The following is a 17,285-nucleotide window of genomic DNA, read 5'->3' on the forward strand; positions in this document are numbered from 1 at the left end:
GAAGCGAGCACGGACCGCTCTCATCGCACGGCCGGCACCGGCCGGACCGCCGGCGCCGCCCGGGAGCCGTCACCGGCGAGGAGCCGGGGAGAGCGAAGGGGAGCCAGGAGGCCCGATGAGCACGCGCCCCGGAATCACGATCATCGGCTCCGGCTTCGCCGGGCTGGGCATGGCGATCAAGCTCAAGGAAGCCGGATACCACGACTTCGTCATCCTGGAGAAGGCCGGCGACCTGGGCGGGACCTGGCGCGACAACACCTACCCCGGCTGCGCCTGCGACGTCCCCTCACCCCTGTACTCCTTCTCGTACGAGCCCGGCCCCGGCTGGTCGCGGATGTTCTCCCCCCAGGCCGAGATCCGCGATTACCTGCGGGCCTGCGTCGAGAAGTACGGCCTCGGCCCCCACCTGCGGTTCGGCGCGGAGGTCGTCGGGCTGGAGTACGACGACGCGGCGCGCCGCTGGCGGGTGGACGTCGCCGGGGGCGAGACCTTCACCACCAACGCGGTGGTCTCGGGCACCGGCGCGCTGCACGTGCCGTCGCTGCCCGCGATCCCCGGCCGCGAGAGCTTCGCGGGCCCGTCCTTCCACTCGGCCGAATGGGACCACTCGGTGGACCTGAGCGGGAAGCGGGTCGCGGTCATCGGCACCGGAGCGTCGGCGGTCCAGTTCGTCCCGCGGATCGCCGGGCGGGTCTCCCGCCTTCACGTCTTCCAGCGCACGCCCCCCTGGATCCACCCCAAGCCCGACTTCCCCTTCTCCCCCCGGGCGAGACGGCTCCTCGGCCTGCCCGGTGCCGCCCGCGCGCTGCGCGCCGCGATCTACTGGGCACTGGAGAGCCGGGCGCTGGGCTTCACCGTCGACCCGCGCCTGATGGGGGCCCACCGGAAGCTGGCCCTGCGCCACCTGGCCGACCAGGTCCCCGACCCGGCGCTGCGCGCCAGGCTCACCCCCGGCTACACGATCGGCTGCAAGCGCGTCCTGATCTCCAGCGACTACTACCCGGCGCTGGGCAGGGACAACGTCGAGGTGATCACCGACGAGGTGCGGGAGATCAGGGAGGGCTCGATCGTCGACTCCACCGGCAGGGAGACCGAGGTCGACGTGCTCGTCTACGGCACCGGCTTCAAGGTCACCTCCGCGCTGAACGAGCGGCGGATCGTCGGCAGGAACGGCAGGAAGATCCAGGACGCCTGGCAGGACGGCGTGCAGGCCTACTACGGCATCACCGTCGCCGGGTTCCCGAACCTGTTCCTCCTGCTCGGCCCCAACACCGGCCTGGGCCACAACTCGGTCGTCTTCATGATCGAATCGCAGGTCCGGTACGTCCTGGGCTGCCTGCGCCTGCTGTCCAGGACGAAGGCCAGGGCGCTCGACGTCCGCCCCGAGGCGCAGCGCGCCCACAACGACCGCCTCCAGGACCGCCTGAACCGCCGCGTCTGGAACAGGGGCGGCTGCGACAGCTGGTATCTCGACGAGCGCGGCGTCAACAGGACCCTCTGGCCGGGCTTCACCTTCGAGTACTGGGCGCGCACCCGGACGCCGAAACGCGAGGCCTACGAGCTGATCCCCTGACCCCCCGGCGCCCCGACGGCGCGGTCAGGACCGCGCCGCCGGGGTCGGCATCCGTTCGTACCGTCAGCGCCTGCCGCCGCGCCTGCCGCGGCGGACGGGAACCCTACCTGCGCCCGCTCACCACCAGCGCGCTGCCGCCGCCGCGACGGGTCGGCTCCGCCACCGCCTGGAGCCTCCCGTTCCGCAGGAACTCGACCGCCGTGGCCGCGCCGATCTCGGGGTTCAGCACGAGGCTGTGGCCCCGGCCGGTGAGCTCGGCGCCGTAGCGGTCGATGAAGCCCTGCTCGGCCTGGGTCTGGGCGGTGTTGCGCTGGGTGGCCCGGGGCGCCGCGAGCGCCTCGGGGAGCGACATGCCGAAGTCCCAGCGGTTGACCAGGATCTGCAGCACGGTGGTGATGATCGTCGAGCCGCCGGGGGAACCCAGCGCGATCAGCGGCCTGCCGTCCTTCAGGACGATCGTCGGCGCCATCGAGGAACGGGGCCGCTTGCCCGGCGCGGGCAGGTTCGGGTCGCCCGGGGCCGGCCCGAAGGTGAAGTCGGTCAGCTCGTTGTTGAGCAGGAAGCCCCGGCCGGGGACGACGATGCCGTTGCCGCCGGTCGACTCGATGGTGATGTTGTAGGCGACCACGTTGCCCCACCGGTCCGTGACCACCAGGTGCGTGGTCTCCGGCCCCTCGGGAGCCGACGGGGTGGCCTCCGCCGAGGGCGCGGGCGCGCACGGCCCGTACGTCCCGTCGGGGTTGCCCGGCGCGGCCGGGCTCGTCAGGGCCCGCTCGCCGATCAGGCAGGCGCGCTCCTTGGCGAACCCGTCGGACAGCAGCTCCTCGAGCGGGACGCCCGGGATGTCGCCCACGTACCTGCCCCGGTCGGCGAAGGAGAGCCTGGACGCCTCCAGGTACTCGTGCTCGCCGACCTCCGGCAGGGCCTCGAGGATGTTGAGCGCCTCGCCGACCGTCGAGCCCCCCGAGGACGGCGGCGCCATGCCGTACACGTCCATGCCCTTGTACGTCACCTTCGTGGGCGGCCGTTCGAGCGCCCGGTAGGCCCTCAGGTCGGGCAGCTCCATCAGCCCCGGCCGCACGTTGCGGGTGGAGCCCGGGGTGACCGGCGGCTTCTTGACGGTGGCCACGATCTCGGCGCCCAGGCCGCCGCCGTACAGCCACTCGCCGCCCTGCCTGCCGAGCCTGCGGTAGGTGTCGGCCAGCTCGGGGTTGCGGAAGGTGGAGCCGACCGGCGGCGGGGCACCGCCCGGCAGGTAGAGCTTGGCGGTGGAGGTGAAGTCCTTGAAACGGGCTGCGTTGGCGGCGGTCTGGTCGTAGAAGGTCTGGTCGACCTTGAAGCCCTTGGACGCGACCTCGATCGCGGGCTTCAGGGCCTGGCGCAGTGAGAGCGTGCCGAACCTGCGCAGCGCCAGCTCCCACTGGGCGACGCTGCCGGGCACCCCCGCGGACAGCCCGCTGGTCACGGCCTCGTCGAACGGGATGCCCTCCAGGGAGGCGGGCCCCATCGCCTTCGGCGCGGTCTCCCGGCCGTCGATCGTGTGGATCTTCTTGCGGCGCGCGTCGTAGTAGACGATGAACCCGCCCCCGGCCAGTCCGGCCGAGTAGGGCTCGGTCACGCCCAGGGTGGCCGCCGCGGCGACCGCCGCGTCCATGGCGTTGCCGCCCCCGCGCAGCACGCCCAGCGCGACCTCGCTGGCGTCGAGGTCGACGGTCGAGACCGCGCCCCCGTACCCCTCCGCGACGGGTTTCTTCTCCGCCTGCGGCCACACCTGCGACGCCTGTGGAGCGGCGGCGGCGGGTTGGACGAGCAGTAAGGAACTTCCCACCAGGATCCCCGCCAGGGGGGTGGCGAATCGACGATTGATCATGAGACCTCCCGCAGACAGCTTGACTCAGCCCGTGAGCCTTGTCAGCCCCTTCCCTACCGCAGGGGATGTAGTACCTCATGCCTCACGAGGTGGACGCGAGCTTCGGGCGGGCGCACGTACAGTGCTGAACGTGCACGCCAAACCCCGCTGGGCCGAGTTCCTGCTCCCGCTGTTCGCGGGGGTCTTCCAGGGCATGGCCACCCGCGGCGTGCAGTGGTGGCAGGTCCACGACCCCGGCATGCTCAGGGTCCCGCTCGACCCGCTGGGCTGGGCGCTCGTGCTGGCCGGACCCCTGGCCCTGATCGTACGCCGCCGCCACCCGGTGCTCTGCCTGGCGGTCGCGGTGGGCTCGACCGCGATCTTCATCGGCCTCGGCCACCCCTACGGCCCGGTCTTCCTCAGCCCGATCGTCGCGCTGCACACCGCCGTGGCGCGCGGTCACCGCCGGGCGGCCTGGTCGATGTGGGGCCTGGCCTACGTGTTCCTCGTGGTCTACACGTCCTGGCTCGCCCCCGTCCGCCCGGCCGGCTGGTTCCACGACCTCACGGTGGGCGCGCTGATGGGCCTGGTCCTGGTGGTGGCGGAGTTCTCGCGGGCCAGGAGGGAACGGCAGGCCGAGCGCGAGCGGGTGGAGGAGGAGGAGCTGCGGCGGCGGGCCAGCGAGGAGCGGCTGACCATGGCGCAGGAGCTGCACGACGTGCTCGCGCACAACATCTCCCTCATCCACGTCCAGGCGTCCACCGCCCTGCACCTCATCGAGGAGCATCCCGAGCAGGCCCGGACCGCGCTCACCACGATCAAGCAGGCGTCCAAGGACGTGCTGACCGAGATGCGGTCGGTCCTCAACGTCCTGCGCGACGGCGCGCCCCGCTCCCCCACCGCCGGGCTGGACCGGCTCGACGAGCTCATCGAGCGCAGCGGGCTGCCGGTCACCAAGAAGATCGTCGGCGAGGCCGGGCCGCTGCCTCCCGGCGTCGACCGGGCCGGGTACCGCATCGTGCAGGAGGCCCTCACCAACGTCACCCGGCACGCCCCCGGCGCGTCGGTCACGGTCGTGCTCGGCTACGACCCCCGCGTGCTGACCGTCCAGGTCACCGACTCGGGCGGCGGCACGCCCGGGGAGAGCCTGGGCAGCGGGAACGGCGTTCCCGGCATGCGGGAGCGGGCCTCGGCCCTTGGGGGAACGCTGACCGCCACGCACCACGGCCGGGGCTTCCGCGTCGAGGCCCGGCTGCCGATCCCGAAGGAACCCCGATGATCAGAATCGTGCTCGCCGACGACCAGGCCCTCGTCAGGGCCGGGTTCCGTGCCCTGCTGGACGCGCAGCCGGGGATGACCGTGGTGGCCGAGGCCTCCGACGGGGCGGAGGCCCTGCGGCTGGTCGCCGAGCACGAGCCGGACGTGGTCCTGATGGACATCCGCATGCCCGGCATGGACGGGCTGACCGCCACCCGCGAGATGCCCGCCGGGCCGAGGATCGTCATCCTGACGACCTTCGAGCTGGACGAGTACGTCTTCGAGGCCCTCCGCGGCGGCGCCAGCGGCTTCCTGGTCAAGGACACGGAACCGGCCGAGCTCATCCAGGCCGTCCGGGTGGTGGCCGGAGGCGACGCCCTGCTCTCCCCCGGCGTGACCCGCCGCCTCATCGCCGAGTACGCGAGCCGCGCCAAGGAGCCGCACCACACCCGCGACCTCGGCCTGCTCACCGACCGCGAGCGCGAGGTCCTCGCCCTGGTCGGCACCGGCATGACCAACGACGAGATCGCGGGCGAGCTCTTCATGAGCCCCGCCACCGCCAAGACCCACGTCAGCCGGACCATGATGAAACTCCACGCCCGCGACCGCGCCCAGCTGGTCGTCATCGCCTACGAATCCGGCCTCGTCCGCCCCGGCTGGATCTGACGCCCCGCGTCCCGGTAAAGGCTCGCGCCCGCTCGCTCCACTTGCGATACTCAACGTGTTCACCAGAACACGAAGGGACATATCGTCATGGTCATGACATCGCGACGGAGCCACGCCAATCTGCGCCCCTCCCCCGAGACCTCGTCCCAGCCCTTGCCAGGAACGGCGCGCGAGCTCTTCGACGCGCTTCCGCAGCTTCCAGGGCTGCGGACCGAAATCATCGACGGGAGACTGATAGTGAGCCCGGTGGGCACCCCCGAACACGCCAGGATCGCGATGCGCCTGTATCGCGCGCTCCTTCCGCTCATCGAGGAGAAGGAGTGGGACGGCTTCAGCGGGAACGTCGACGTCTGCATAGAAGGACCACGTGATCCGGTTGAGCCAGATTTCGTCCTGGCGCCCGCCGACTGCCCGCGCTGGGGCGCCCGCGAGCTGCTCTCCTCCGGGCTTCTCATGGTCGCCGAGATCGTGTCTCCGGGGAGCACCGTCGACGACCGCGACCGCAAGCCCGCCATTTACGCCTCCGGTGGCGTCCCCGTGATGCTCCTCGTCGACCCCGTGGCCGCGCCCGCCACCGTGACGGTCCTCAGCGACCCCAAGGAGGGCGAGTACCGGACCTCCACCCGGGTCGAGATGGGCTCGCGCCTCCACCTCCCCGAGCCGGTCGACTTCACCCTCGACACCTCGATCTTCGCGGACACCCGGACCACGCCGTAAGCAGGAGGCCGGACGGCGGGCCGATTCGCGCGTCCCCGGCGGCCCCGGCCGGTCGGGCGGGCGAACGAACACTTCACGCCCGTCCCAAGCAGCGAATCGGGGCCGGTGCGCGTTCTTAGGGCATGAACGGCGAGATAGTCGCTCTCCCCGCCGTGCCACCCGACGCCGAGGCGGTACTGGCCGGCCTCTACCGCGAGCACTGGCTCGCCCTGGTGCGCCTGGCCGTGCTGCTCGTCGGCGACCGGGAGTGCGCGGAGGACGTCGTACAGGACGTCTTCTCCAGGCTGCACGGCAAGGGTCCCGAGACGCTCACCCTGACATACATCCGCGTCTGCGTGCTGAACGCCTCGCGCTCGGTCCTGCGCAGGCGCGGCGTCGCCGCCAGGGCGGTGCTGGGACGGCCGGAAGAGCCGGTGGACTCCGCGGAGACGGCCGCGCTGCTGGGCGAGTCGCGGCAGGAGATGCTGGCCGCGCTCAGCCGGCTGCCCAGGCGGCAGCGCGAGGTCCTCGTCCTGCGCTACTACCTCGATATGTCCAACGCCGACATCGCCCAGGCGACGCGCCTCAGGGAGAGCACCGTGCGGTCCACCGCCTTCAGGGCCCTGGAGCGGCTCGAACGCGAACTGGGAGGCAAGGCATGACCGAGATCGAGGACCGGCTCAGGGACGCGATGGCCGCCAAGGCCGGGAGCGTGCGGGACGACGGGCGGCCCCGGACCCTGCCCGTGGCACGCGGGACGTCGTCCGGCGCCAGGTGGTGGGCCCCGATCGCGGTGGCGGCCGCCATCGTGACCGTGGTGGCCGCGACCGTCGTGGGAACGCGTACGGTCACGCCGCCCGCACCGGCGGTCCCGGCGGTTCCGACGGTGCGGCCGACGCCCCGCGCCGGCTCCCTCGCACCGCCGTTCAGGCAGGTGTGGCCGGGCGCGGTGCACGAGATCCCGGCGAAGGGGCCCGGCGGCCGGGTGTTCACCCCGGACGTGTTCGTCACCGACCGGGTCGTGGTCGGGCGGGGGCTCACCGAGAACCGGCTCGACGGGATCTGGTCGTACGACGTCGACAGGCGGAGGTTCACCCGGATCGCGCCGCTCAAGGACCTGAACGTGATGAACGCGCCGCTGGTCTTCGGCGACGGTCACCTGGCGTGGTCCACGCTCCGCGACCGTCTGACGGAGATATGGGCGGTGCCGGTCACGGGCGGCGTCCCGCGGCGGATCGCCTCGGTCACGGCCGTGTTCGTCGACAATACCTACAGCGGGATCGACCTGGCCATCGCCGGCGGCATGGCCGTGTGGTCGCCGCTCGACGGCGGCGGCGTCCACCGGGCTCCGCTGACGGGCGGGAAGGCGTCCCTGGTCGACGGCACGAGAGGCTTCCACCTGGTCGACTGGCCGTGGGCCGGGCGGCCCGAGCGGGACATGATGGCGGAGCGTCCCAGCGTTCGCCCGATGGAGTTCCTGAAGAACGTGCTCACCGGCGAGACCAGGGACGCGGCCCCGCCGGCGGGGCTGACGTCCTGGAGCGACTGCGGGGTGACGTGGTGCCTCAACGGCGCCGAGGCGTGGCGACGCGACGGCACGGACCGGCATGGGCTGCCGGGGACGGCCCGCGGGTCTCTCTACTCGGGCCGCTTCGTCCTGCTCCACCAGAAGGGCCGCGACGGCGGGGGGGCGAGCTCCCTGCACGACGTCGCCACGGGCCGCACCGGCCTGCTGTTCCCGGTTCCGACGCGCCTGGGGGACAAGGCTGCTCCCACCCTGTACGTGCACGAGGGCATGTTCCGCTTCCGGTCGGGACCGGGCAGGCAGGTCCTCGTCAACCTGAACGCCGCCGGCCGATGAGCCCCGCCGCCGACGGGATTCGCCGCGCGAAGTGGCGCGCGCCCCGGGGTGCGCGCCCGGCCGCCGGAAGGCCGGATGCCCGGTGAGGAGCCCGGGAACCGGACCTCCGATGAGAAGGCCGGAAACCTGGACGCCCGGTAAGGACAGCGTGCGCGCTCGGTAAGGAAATGTCACCGTCGGTCGCCCTCCGGGGAGATTACGTTTGGTCCGTGGGGATCTGGATGGTCACCGGGGATGTCCGCTGAGCGCGGGACCGGCCGCGCTGTTCGCCGGGGGGCTCGCCGCGGGACTGGTCGCGGGTACGGCCTCGTGCGCGGCCGTGCAGGGCGGCCTGCTCACCGGGCTCACCTCCCGCCGCCCGGCCGGCTCCGGCGGGCGCGGCGGGGCCGGGGCGGATCCCACGGGTCCTTCGGGTCCCACGGTCGTCGCGCTGTTCCTCGCCGGGCGCCTCGGCTCCCACACGGCGGCCGGAGCCCTGCTCGGCCTCGCCGGGTCCGCGGTGCGGCTGGGTCCTCAGGCCAGGGCCGCGCTGCTCGTCGCGGCCGGGATCGCGGTCGTGTTCTTCGGAATCCGCATGTTCGGCCGCGAACCGCAGGACGGATGCCGCCCGGACACCTCACAGGGCGGGCGTACGTCCCGGCGCGGCGGCGTGTCCGGGATCGCCGCCCCCGCGCCCAGGGCGCTGGCGCTCGGTGCCGCGACGATCCTGCTGCCGTGCGGGGTGACGCTCAGCACCGAGATGGTGGCGGTCTCCAGCGGGTCGGCGCTGGGCGGGGCCGCGGTGATGGCGGGCTTCGTGACGGGGACGGCTCCCGCGTTCGCCCTGCTCGGGCTGGTCCTGCGGCGGGCCGCGACGACCAGGCTGGCGGCGCTGGCGGGGGTCGTCGCACTGGCGGCGGGCCTGTGGACGATCTCCTCGGGACTGAGTCTCGGGGGGTGGCTCCCCGGGTCCGGCGGCCCGGCGATGGCGGCGGACGGCCAGGCATGGCCGATGGGCGCCCCGGCGGGAAGGACGGGGAGGGCGGCGGACAACCAGGGAGGCGATACCGCGGCCGTCCGCGCCGGCGGCGTCCAGCGGGTCGAGGTCCGGGCCACCGGCCACGGCTACCGGCCGGGCGTGGTGACCGTCCGTGCGGGAGTTCCCACCGACCTCGTCTTCCGTCTCGAGGGCGTCCCCGGCTGCACCCGGACGCTCACGATCGACGGCCGCGACGTGGCACTGCCCGCCACGGTACGGCTGGGCGCGCGAGAGGCGGGTTCCCTGCGCTACGTCTGCTCGATGGGCATGTACGTGGGGTTCGTGCGCTTCGTCTGAGCATCGGGATCCGGGCACCGGTTCACCGGGCCGGGCGCGACGATCGGATCGACGGCGGGCCGGTGGACGGAAGTCACGATTACCCTCCGCCACCGATCGGTTACGTGTCACCCTGTGACCTGTCGGCTGCGCGACGTCGGCGAGGAGGGTGACATGGGGTGGTGGCCTGACGACCCGGAGGCGACCGCGGGGCTGGTACCCACCCCCCGGAGCACCGAGCACGAGAACGACACGGACGGCGAGACGGCGCTGTTGCTCGCCGCGCACGGCGGTGACGTGCAGGCCGCCCACCAGCTGGGCCGCCACTTCGCGCAGCGGGGCGACCGCTCGGCGGCACGGCACTGGTGGGAGCGCGCGGCGGCCGCGGGAAACCTCGACAGCGCCTACAACCTGGGGATCTGGCACGAGAAGCACGGCACTCCCGCGGAGGCCGCGCGATGGTACGAACTGGCGGCGAACGCCGGAGACGTCGAGGCCGCGGTGAACCTGGCGACCCTCCTGCTGGAGCAGCACGGCGACGTCCCCGCCGCCCGGCGGTGGTTCGAGACGGCGGCCAGGGCGGGCTCCCGCGCGGCGGCCCGGCGGCTCGCGCTGCTCTGCGAGGACGGCGGCGAGGTGAAGGCGGCCGGGGAGTGGCACCGCAGGGCCGCGACGGACGGCGACCTGGCCTCGGCCCACGACCTCGGATTCCTCGCCTACGCCTCCGGCGAGGAGGACGAGACGCTGCGCTGGTGGGAGCTGGCCGCCCGGAGCGGCCATGCCGACGCGGCCTACCACCTCGGGCTGTTCCTGCAGGCCAACCGCGACCCCGAGGGGGCGGAGGCGTTCTTCCGGCTGGCCGCCAGGAACGAGCACCCCGGCGCCGCGTCCCAGCTCGGCGGGATCGCGCTGTCCCTCGGTGACCTGCGCACCGCGCGCGCCTGGTTCGAGCGGGCGGCCTGCACCGGCAGGATCGACGACCAGCGGACGGCCGGGTTCGTGTGCGTGGAGATGAGCGACGCGCGGGGGGCCGGCCACTGGTTCAGCCGGGCCGCGGCGGGAGGCGACCCGGAGGCGGCCTTCAATTTCGGCCTGCTGCTCATCGCCGAGCACAGCGACCTGCAGGGCGGGCAGCACTGGTTCCGCCAGGCGGCACAGGCGGGACACCACCGGGCCGCGGTCGAGCTGGCCGCGCTGCTGTCGGCCGCGGGCTTCTCCCGCGAGGCGGAGCGGTGGCTGTCCGATCCGCCCTCTCCCCCGTGGAGCCGGACCACCGAGCCCGAGCTCGTCGCCCGCGCCGAGCTGGCCGCGGCCGCCGTCGCCCGGCGGGGCGGCGCCCCCCTGAGGGTCGCCGACCTGACCGAGATCCTCGGCACCTGGGAGTTCGTCACCCGGCCGCTGCGCGACCACACCGACGTCACGGCGTGGCTGACCGAGCGGAGCGGGCTGCCGTCGGGCGCGATCGAGCACCTGGCGTCCGTACGGGCCACGCTGTTGCGCCCCGGCGGCGCCCCCTGGCCGACCCCGGTGGAGATCGAGCACGTCCTGGTCACCGCACGCGCCCTGCGTTCCGGCTGGTCTCCGTGAACGAGGCGTGAACGAGGCGTGGGCAGGGAGGGGGCGAGACCGTGACCGGCGCCGTTCCCCTCGCGAACCGGCCCCCGCGGCCCGGCGGGGTCACGCGTCCCGCGCCCGGCCGGCGCGGGACGTACGGACCCCGGTCTCAGGCGGCGATGACCTCGGAGACCGGCACGTGCGGCAGGCCGAGGGCGATGGCGACCTGCTCGTTGGTGAGCCGTCCCGCGTGGGTGTTGAGGCCCAGCGCGAGGGAGGCGTCCCGCTGGAGCGCGGTCTTCCAGCCGAGACCGGCCAGCTTGACCGCGTAGGGCAGCGTGGCGTTGGTCAGCGCGTAGGTGGAGGTGTTGGCGACGGACCCCGGCATGTTGGCCACGCAGTAGAAGATCGAGTTGTGGACCTGGTAGGTCGGCTCGGCGTGCGTGGTCGGGCGGGAGTCCTCGAAGCAGCCGCCCTGGTCGATGGCGATGTCGACGAGCACGGAGCCCGGCTTCATGCGGGAGACCAGCTCGTTGGAGACGAGGGTCGGGGCCTTGGCCCCGGGGATCAGCACGGCGCCGATGACCAGGTCGGCCTCCAGGACCTCCTTCTCGATCGCGTACGAGGTCGAGACGAGGGTCTTGAGACGGCCCTGGTAGATGGCGTCGACGAAGCGCAGGCGGTCGATGTTGAGGTCGAGGACGGTGACGTCCGCGCCCATGCCGACCGCGATCTGCGCGGCGTTGAGCCCGGAGACGCCCGCGCCGATGACGACGACCTTGGCGGGGGCCACGCCGGGCACGCCGCCGGGCAGTACGCCGCGCCCGCCGTTGAAGCGCATCAGGTTGTAGGCGCCGACCTGCGGGGCCAGCCGGCCCGCGACCTCGGACATCGGGGCGAGCAGCGGCAGGGTGTTGCCGACCTGGACGGTCTCGTACGCGATGCCGGTGACCTGGCGGTCGAGGAGGGCGTCGGTGCACTCGCGGCCGGCCGCGAGGTGCAGGTAGGTGAAGAGCACCTGGCCGGGGCGCATGCGGTGGTACTCCTCCGCGATGGGCTCCTTCACCTTGAGGATCATCTCGGCCTGGTCCCACACCTCGTCGGCGCTGTCGAGGATCTTGGCCCCGGCGAAGAGGTACTCCTCGTCGGTGAGGTGCGAGCCGAGGCCCGCACCGCGCTGGATGTAGACGTCGTGGCCGTGACGGACGAGCTCGTGCACGCCCGCCGGGGTCGCGGCGACGCGGTACTCGTGGTTCTTGACCTCGGCAGGCACGCCGATCTTCATGGGATTTCCTTTCGTTGTTTCGACGGAGTGGCACAGCGAGGCTTCCGCGGGTGCGGTGCGGTCTCACTCCGGCGGACATGGCGCCGGACGGCGAGCGCCGGCGAGGGCGCGGCGGGCCGGGGAGGCCCGGACGGCGCGACCCCCGGCGGGTGCGGCGCGTCTCTCCGGGCCGCGCGTGGCGGTCCGGAGGGGGCGCGGCCGTGCGCGCTCAGAGGCGGCTCCATGCCTCCGTCAGCACCGATCGGAGGATGGACTCGATCTCGTCGAACTCCTTGGGGCCGCAGATGAGCGGCGGGGCGAGCTGGATGACCGGGTCGCCCCGGTCGTCGGCGCGGCAGTACAGGCCCGCCTCGTAGAGGGCGGGGGTGAGGAAGCCCCTGATGAGGCGCTCGGACTCCTCGGTGTCGAAGGTCTCCTTGGTGACCTTGTCCTTGACGAGCTCGATGCCCCAGAAGTAGCCGGAGCCGCGCACGTCGCCGACGATCGGCAGGTCGCGGAGCCGCTCCAGGGTGGAGCGGAAGACCGGCTCGTTGCGGGTGACGTGGCCGAGCAGGTCCTCCCGCTCGAACAGGTCGAGGTTGGCCAGCGCGACGGCCGAGGAGACCGGGTGGCCGCCGAAGGTGTAGCCGTGGGCGAACATCTCGGTGCCGTTCTTGAACGGCTCGAAGAGGCGCTCGGAGGCGATCATGGCGCCGATCGGCGAGTAGCCGCTGGTCATGCCCTTGGCGCAGGTGATGATGTCGGGGACGTAGTCGAACTTCTGCCCGCCGAACATGGTGCCGAGGCGGCCGAAGGCGCAGATGACCTCGTCCGAGACGAGCAGGACGTCGTACTCGTCGCAGATCTCGCGCAGGCGCTTGAAGTATCCGGGGGGCGGCGGGAAGCAGCCGCCCGCGTTCTGCACCGGCTCGACGAAGACGGCGGCCACGGTGTCGGGCCCCTCCATCTCGATGGCGCGGGCGACGCGCTCGGCGGCCCAGTAGCCGTACTGCTCGGGCGTCATGCCCGGCACGCCGGTGATCTCGTCGGCGCGGTAGTGGTTGGTGTTGGGCACCCTGACGGAACCCGGGACGAGCGGCTCGAACATCTGCTTGAAGGCCGGGATGCCGGTGATCGACAGGGCGCCCTGAGGGGTGCCGTGGTAGGCGATCTGGCGGCTGATGACCTTGTGCTTGAGCGGCCTGCCGGTGATCTTGAAGTACTGCTTGGCGAGCTTCCACGCGCTCTCGACGGCCTCGCCGCCGCCGGTGGTGAAGAAGACACGGTTGAGGTCGCCGGGGGTCTCGGCGGCGAGACGCTGGGCCAGCTCGACGGCCTTGGGGTGCGCGTACGACCAGAGCGGGAAGAACGCCAGCTCCTGGGCCTGCTTGGCGGCGGCCTCGGCCAGCTCGCTGCGGCCGTGACCCGCCTGGACCACGAAGAGGCCGGCGAGGCCGTCGAGGTAGCGCTTGCCGTGCACGTCGTAGATGTAGGAGCCCTCACCGCGCACGATCATCGGCACCTCGGCGCCCTCGTACGAGCTGTGCCGGGTGAAGTGCATCCACAGGTTGTCCTGCGCGGCCTTCATGAGCGAGGTCACGTCGGTGTTTTCAGGGTGCGTCATCACGATCTTCCCTCGTTGAGCTGAGCTTCCAACAGTCTGCCTGCCAGAACAGCTCTTGCCAAGTGAAAACGTGGCATTAAAGTGCGAGAACCTCGGAATCCGCAAAACGTCCATGTAACAACGACGAAATCCGCGATCAGGTGAGAAGAGTGCCCGACCATTGCCCAAACCCCGGTTCCACTTGGCGGAACCCTGGTGTGCTGGAATCGTGCACGAGAGCGGCCGTACCTGCGGCTGTGATCCAATAGGACGCACCAGATATTGAGATGCGGGGGAAAGTCGTGACTCCTGACGAGATCGAGAACGCCGTCACCGCCGGCATGCCCCAGGCGATAGCGGACCTCAGAAGGCTCGTCGCCATCCCCTCGGTGGCCTTCCCCGGCCATCCCGAGGAGCCCGTGCACGCGGCCGCCGCGGTGACCGAGGAACTGCTGCGGAGCACCGGCCTGCCGCGTGTCCAGCAGATCCCCGTCGAGGGCAGTTTTCCCGCCGTCTACGCGGAGGCCCCCGCCCCGCCCGGCGCGCCGACCGTGCTGCTGTACGCGCACTACGACGTGCAGCCCACCGGAGACCTCGCGCTCTGGCGCACCCCGCCCTTCGAGCCGACCGAGATCGATGGAGCGATCCACGGCCGCGGCGCGGCCGACGACAAGTCGGGCGTCATCTCCCACGTCGCGGCGCTCCGCGCCTTCCAGGGGCGTTTCCCGGTCGGCGTCAAGGTCATCGTCGAGGGCCAGGAGGAGTACGCGGGCGAGCGCCTGGAATCCTTCGTCGAGCGCAACCCCGAGCTGTTCCGCGCCGACGCGATCGTGGTCGCCGACACCGGCAACCCCCGGGTGGGCGACCCCGCGGTGACGACCTCGCTGCGCGGCGTGGGCGGCTTCACCATCGAGGTGCGCACCCTCAAGGAGTCGCTGCACAGCGGCTCGTTCGGCGGCGCCGCCCCCGACGCCCTCGCGGCGCTGATCCGGATGCTGGCCGCCCTGCACGACGACCACGGCGACATCCGCGTCCCCGGCCTGCCGCGCGGCAGCTTCCTCGGCTCCGGCCCGTCGGAGGAGGACTTCCGTGCCACCGCGGGCGTGCTCGACGGCGTCTCCACGGTCGGCTCCGGCTCGCTGGCCGACCGCCTGTGGGCCTCGTACGCGATCACGGTCACCGGCCTGGACGTGCCGACGGTCTCCGGCGCGATCAACGCCGTCCAGGCCGTCGCCAGGGCCCGGGTGACCGTGCGGGTGCCCCCGGCCGGCGACCCGAAGACCACCGTCGAGGCCGTCGTCGACTTCCTGCGGCAGGTCGCCCCCTGGGGCGTCCAGGTGGACGTCGGCGACTACACCATGGGCTCCGGCTACCTGGCCGACACCGGCGGCGCGGCCCGCTCCGCGCTGAACCGGGCGATGGAACGGGCCTTCGGCCGTCCCCCGCGCGACGTCGGCGCCGGTGGCTCGATCCCGCTCGTCTCCACCTTCGTCAGGCAGTTCCCCGCCGCCACGATCCTGCTCTTCGGCGCCGAGGACGACGACGCGGCGATCCACGCCCCCAACGAGCGCGTGAACATCGAGGAGCTCCGCCGCACCGCCACCGCCGAGGCGCTCTTCCTGCAGGAGTACGGCTCCACGGCGGTCTGACGCCCGAGGTCCGACGATCGGGCCCTCCCGGCGATCGCCGGGAGGGCCCTTGGCGTGCGGTCACCCGAGACGCTCACCCGACCGCGGGAGCGCCTCGGAGCACGCCGGTTCCGGCATCCGCGACGAACTCCGGTCGCGGAGAACTCTCGGGGCGAGTCGTTCGTCGGACAGGTACAGACATCTCCCCGGGAGGCAGGGTTGTACCAGCAACCGCAGCGACGGCGGAGGAACTTCGCCCCGTTCATCGTCGCGATCATTCTCGCCGGAGCCCTGACCGTCGCCCTGCGGATCCTCGTCGACGCGAACGCGCCCGGAGCCGGAACGGCACGCGGGGCCACCGAACAGCCCAAGGCCTGCGAGGGGGGCGTCACCCTGACCGTCGCCGCCTCGTCGGAGAAGGCCGAACTGCTGCGGACGATCGCCTCCGGCTACAACGGCAGGCGAGTGGGCGGGCGGTGCGCAGACGTCGTCGTCGAGACCAAGGCGAGCGGCGACGCCATGCAGGCGCTGGCCAGGGGCTGGGACGAGCGCCGGGACGGCCCCCGCCCCGACGTGTGGTCGCCCGCCGGCAGCGGCTGGATCACCCTGCTCCAGCAGCGCGCCTCGGCGAACGACTCCGCCTCCCTCGTCGCCGACAACCCGTCGATCGCCACGACGCCGCTGGTCGTCGCGATGCCCCTGCCGATGGCCGAGGCGCTGGGCTGGCCGGCCAGGAAGCTCGGCTGGTCCGATCTGCTCGCCGTGTCCGCCGGGTCGTGGGCGAAGTACGGCCACCCCGAATGGGGACGGTTCAAACTCGGCAAGACCAACCCCAACTTCTCCACCAGCGGCCTGAACGCCACCGTCGGCGCCTACTTCGCGGCGACCGGCCTGTCCGGCGACCTGACGGAGAAGAACGTGGCCGACGCGAAGGTCAGGGACTTCGTGCGGGATGTGGAACGTTCGATCGTGCACTACGGCGACACGACGCTGACGTTCCTGTCGAACCTCCAGCGGGCCGACGACGCGGGCGCGGGCCTGAGCTACATCTCCGCGGTGGCCGTGGAGGAGAAGTCGGTCTGGGACTACAACCAGGGCAACCCGACCGGTGACCCCGCGACGCTGGGCAGGCACGCCAAGCCCAGGGTGCCGCTGGCGGCGATCTATCCCAAGGAGGGCACGCTCATGTCCGACAACCCGTACGCGGTGCTGACCGCCCCGTGGGTCGACGACGCCAAGCGGGCGGTGGCGGCCGACTTCCTCGCGCACCTGCGGGCTCCCGAGCAGCAGGCCCGCTTCGCCGAGTTCGCCTTCCGCTCGCACGACGGCAAGGCGGGCAAGCTGATCACCCAGGCGAACGGGCTGCTGCCCGCCGAGCCGAAGACGACGCTGAGCCCGCCCGCCCCGAACGTGCTCGACAAGATGCTCACCGGCTGGGCCGACCTGCGCAAACCCGCGAACGTCCTCCTGGTCCTCGACGTCTCCGGCTCGATGGGCGCCCCCGTGCCCGGCACCGGCAAGAGCAAGCTCGACCTGGCCAGGCAGGCCGCGATCAACGCGCTGTCCCGGTTCGGCCCGCACGACAGGGTCGGGCTGTGGATGTTCTCTACCGAGCGCGACGGCGCAAAGGACCACCTGGAGCTGGCCCCGCTGGCCGCCGTCGACGCCGCCCACCGCGGGAGGCTGCGCGCCAGGCTCGACGGCCTCACCCCCGACGGCGGCACCGGCCTGTACGACACCGCGTTCGCGGCCCACGAGCAGGTGCGCGAGCTGCGGAACGGTGACGCGATCAAGGCGGTGGTCTTCCTGACCGACGGTAAGAACGAGGACCCCGACAGCCTCTCCCTGGAGAACCTGCTGCCCGGCCTGCGTACCGAACCGGGTCAGGAGACGGTGCGGATGTTCACGATCGCCTACGGCCAGGACGCCGACCTCGGCGTGCTGAGGCAGATCTCCGAGGCGACCGCCGCCGCCGCGTACGACTCCCGCGAATCCGGAAGCATCGACCAGGTGTTCACCGCGGTGGTGTCCAACTTCTGA

Annotated in this window: 13 protein-coding genes; 10 read left to right on the forward strand and 3 right to left on the reverse strand. The window is 72.4% G+C overall.

Features of this window, described 5'->3' with window-relative positions:
* Positions 1-115 precede the first annotated feature (115 nt).
* Positions 116-1,573, forward strand: coding sequence for a flavin-containing monooxygenase (locus tag ACVCAG_RS15405; RefSeq protein ID WP_447189962.1), 1,458 nt, complete (start codon positions 116-118; stop codon positions 1,571-1,573).
* Between the two features lie 103 nt (positions 1,574-1,676).
* On the opposite strand, the gene ACVCAG_RS15410 is transcribed toward ACVCAG_RS15405, so the two are convergent.
* Positions 1,677-3,443: a gamma-glutamyltransferase family protein gene (locus tag ACVCAG_RS15410; protein WP_447189963.1), complete on the reverse strand. Its 1,767-nt coding sequence runs from the start codon at positions 3,441-3,443 to the stop codon at positions 1,677-1,679.
* 130 nt (positions 3,444-3,573) lie between these two features.
* Between ACVCAG_RS15410 and ACVCAG_RS15415 the strand changes: the two genes are divergently transcribed.
* The 7 genes from ACVCAG_RS15415 (at position 3,574) to ACVCAG_RS15445 (ending at position 10,783) form a co-directional block, all read left to right on the forward strand.
* Entirely contained in the window at positions 3,574-4,701 is a 1,128-nt protein-coding gene (locus ACVCAG_RS15415; RefSeq protein WP_440084029.1) for a histidine kinase, read from the forward strand.
* On the forward strand, positions 4,698-5,345 hold the full coding sequence (locus tag ACVCAG_RS15420; RefSeq protein ID WP_440084030.1) for a response regulator: 648 nt from the start codon (positions 4,698-4,700) through the stop codon (positions 5,343-5,345). Before ACVCAG_RS15415 ends, ACVCAG_RS15420 begins: the two co-directional genes overlap by 4 nt.
* A gap of 93 nt (positions 5,346-5,438) precedes the next feature.
* Entirely contained in the window at positions 5,439-6,062 is a 624-nt protein-coding gene (locus tag ACVCAG_RS15425; RefSeq protein ID WP_440084031.1) for a Uma2 family endonuclease, read from the forward strand.
* 122 nt (positions 6,063-6,184) lie between these two features.
* Positions 6,185-6,703, forward strand: coding sequence for a sigma-70 family RNA polymerase sigma factor (locus ACVCAG_RS15430; RefSeq protein ID WP_440084032.1), 519 nt, complete (start codon positions 6,185-6,187; stop codon positions 6,701-6,703).
* Positions 6,700-7,902 (forward strand): hypothetical protein, encoded by a 1,203-nt coding sequence (locus ACVCAG_RS15435; RefSeq protein WP_440084033.1) that lies wholly within the window; start codon positions 6,700-6,702, stop codon positions 7,900-7,902. Before ACVCAG_RS15430 ends, ACVCAG_RS15435 begins: the two co-directional genes overlap by 4 nt.
* A gap of 202 nt (positions 7,903-8,104) precedes the next feature.
* Positions 8,105-9,217 carry an urease accessory protein UreH domain-containing protein gene (locus tag ACVCAG_RS15440; RefSeq protein WP_440084034.1) on the forward strand — a complete coding sequence of 371 codons (1,113 nt, stop codon included), beginning with the start codon at positions 8,105-8,107 and terminating at the stop codon, positions 9,215-9,217.
* Between the two features lie 153 nt (positions 9,218-9,370).
* Complete coding sequence (locus ACVCAG_RS15445; protein ID WP_440084035.1) at positions 9,371-10,783, forward strand: SEL1-like repeat protein; 1,413 nt, start codon at positions 9,371-9,373, stop codon at positions 10,781-10,783.
* A gap of 136 nt (positions 10,784-10,919) precedes the next feature.
* Here the strand turns inward: ACVCAG_RS15445 and ald are convergent, their stop codons facing one another.
* Positions 10,920-12,035 carry an alanine dehydrogenase gene (gene ald / locus ACVCAG_RS15450; RefSeq protein WP_440067317.1) on the reverse strand — a complete coding sequence of 372 codons (1,116 nt, stop codon included), beginning with the start codon at positions 12,033-12,035 and terminating at the stop codon, positions 10,920-10,922.
* Positions 12,036-12,243: 208 nt separating this feature from the next.
* Entirely contained in the window at positions 12,244-13,638 is a 1,395-nt protein-coding gene (locus ACVCAG_RS15455; protein WP_440084036.1) for an aspartate aminotransferase family protein, read from the reverse strand.
* A 281-nt stretch (positions 13,639-13,919) separates the two neighbouring features.
* Here ACVCAG_RS15455 and ACVCAG_RS15460 point away from each other — a divergent pair, with 281 nt between their 5' ends.
* Together ACVCAG_RS15460 and ACVCAG_RS15465 are read left to right on the forward strand one after the other, a co-directional pair.
* On the forward strand, positions 13,920-15,266 hold the full coding sequence (locus ACVCAG_RS15460; protein WP_440084037.1) for a M20/M25/M40 family metallo-hydrolase: 1,347 nt from the start codon (positions 13,920-13,922) through the stop codon (positions 15,264-15,266).
* A 198-nt stretch (positions 15,267-15,464) separates the two neighbouring features.
* Complete coding sequence (locus ACVCAG_RS15465) at positions 15,465-17,285, forward strand: substrate-binding and VWA domain-containing protein (protein ID WP_447189964.1); 1,821 nt, start codon at positions 15,465-15,467, stop codon at positions 17,283-17,285.

The sequence above is a fragment of the Streptosporangium sp. G12 genome (assembly GCF_052983175.1).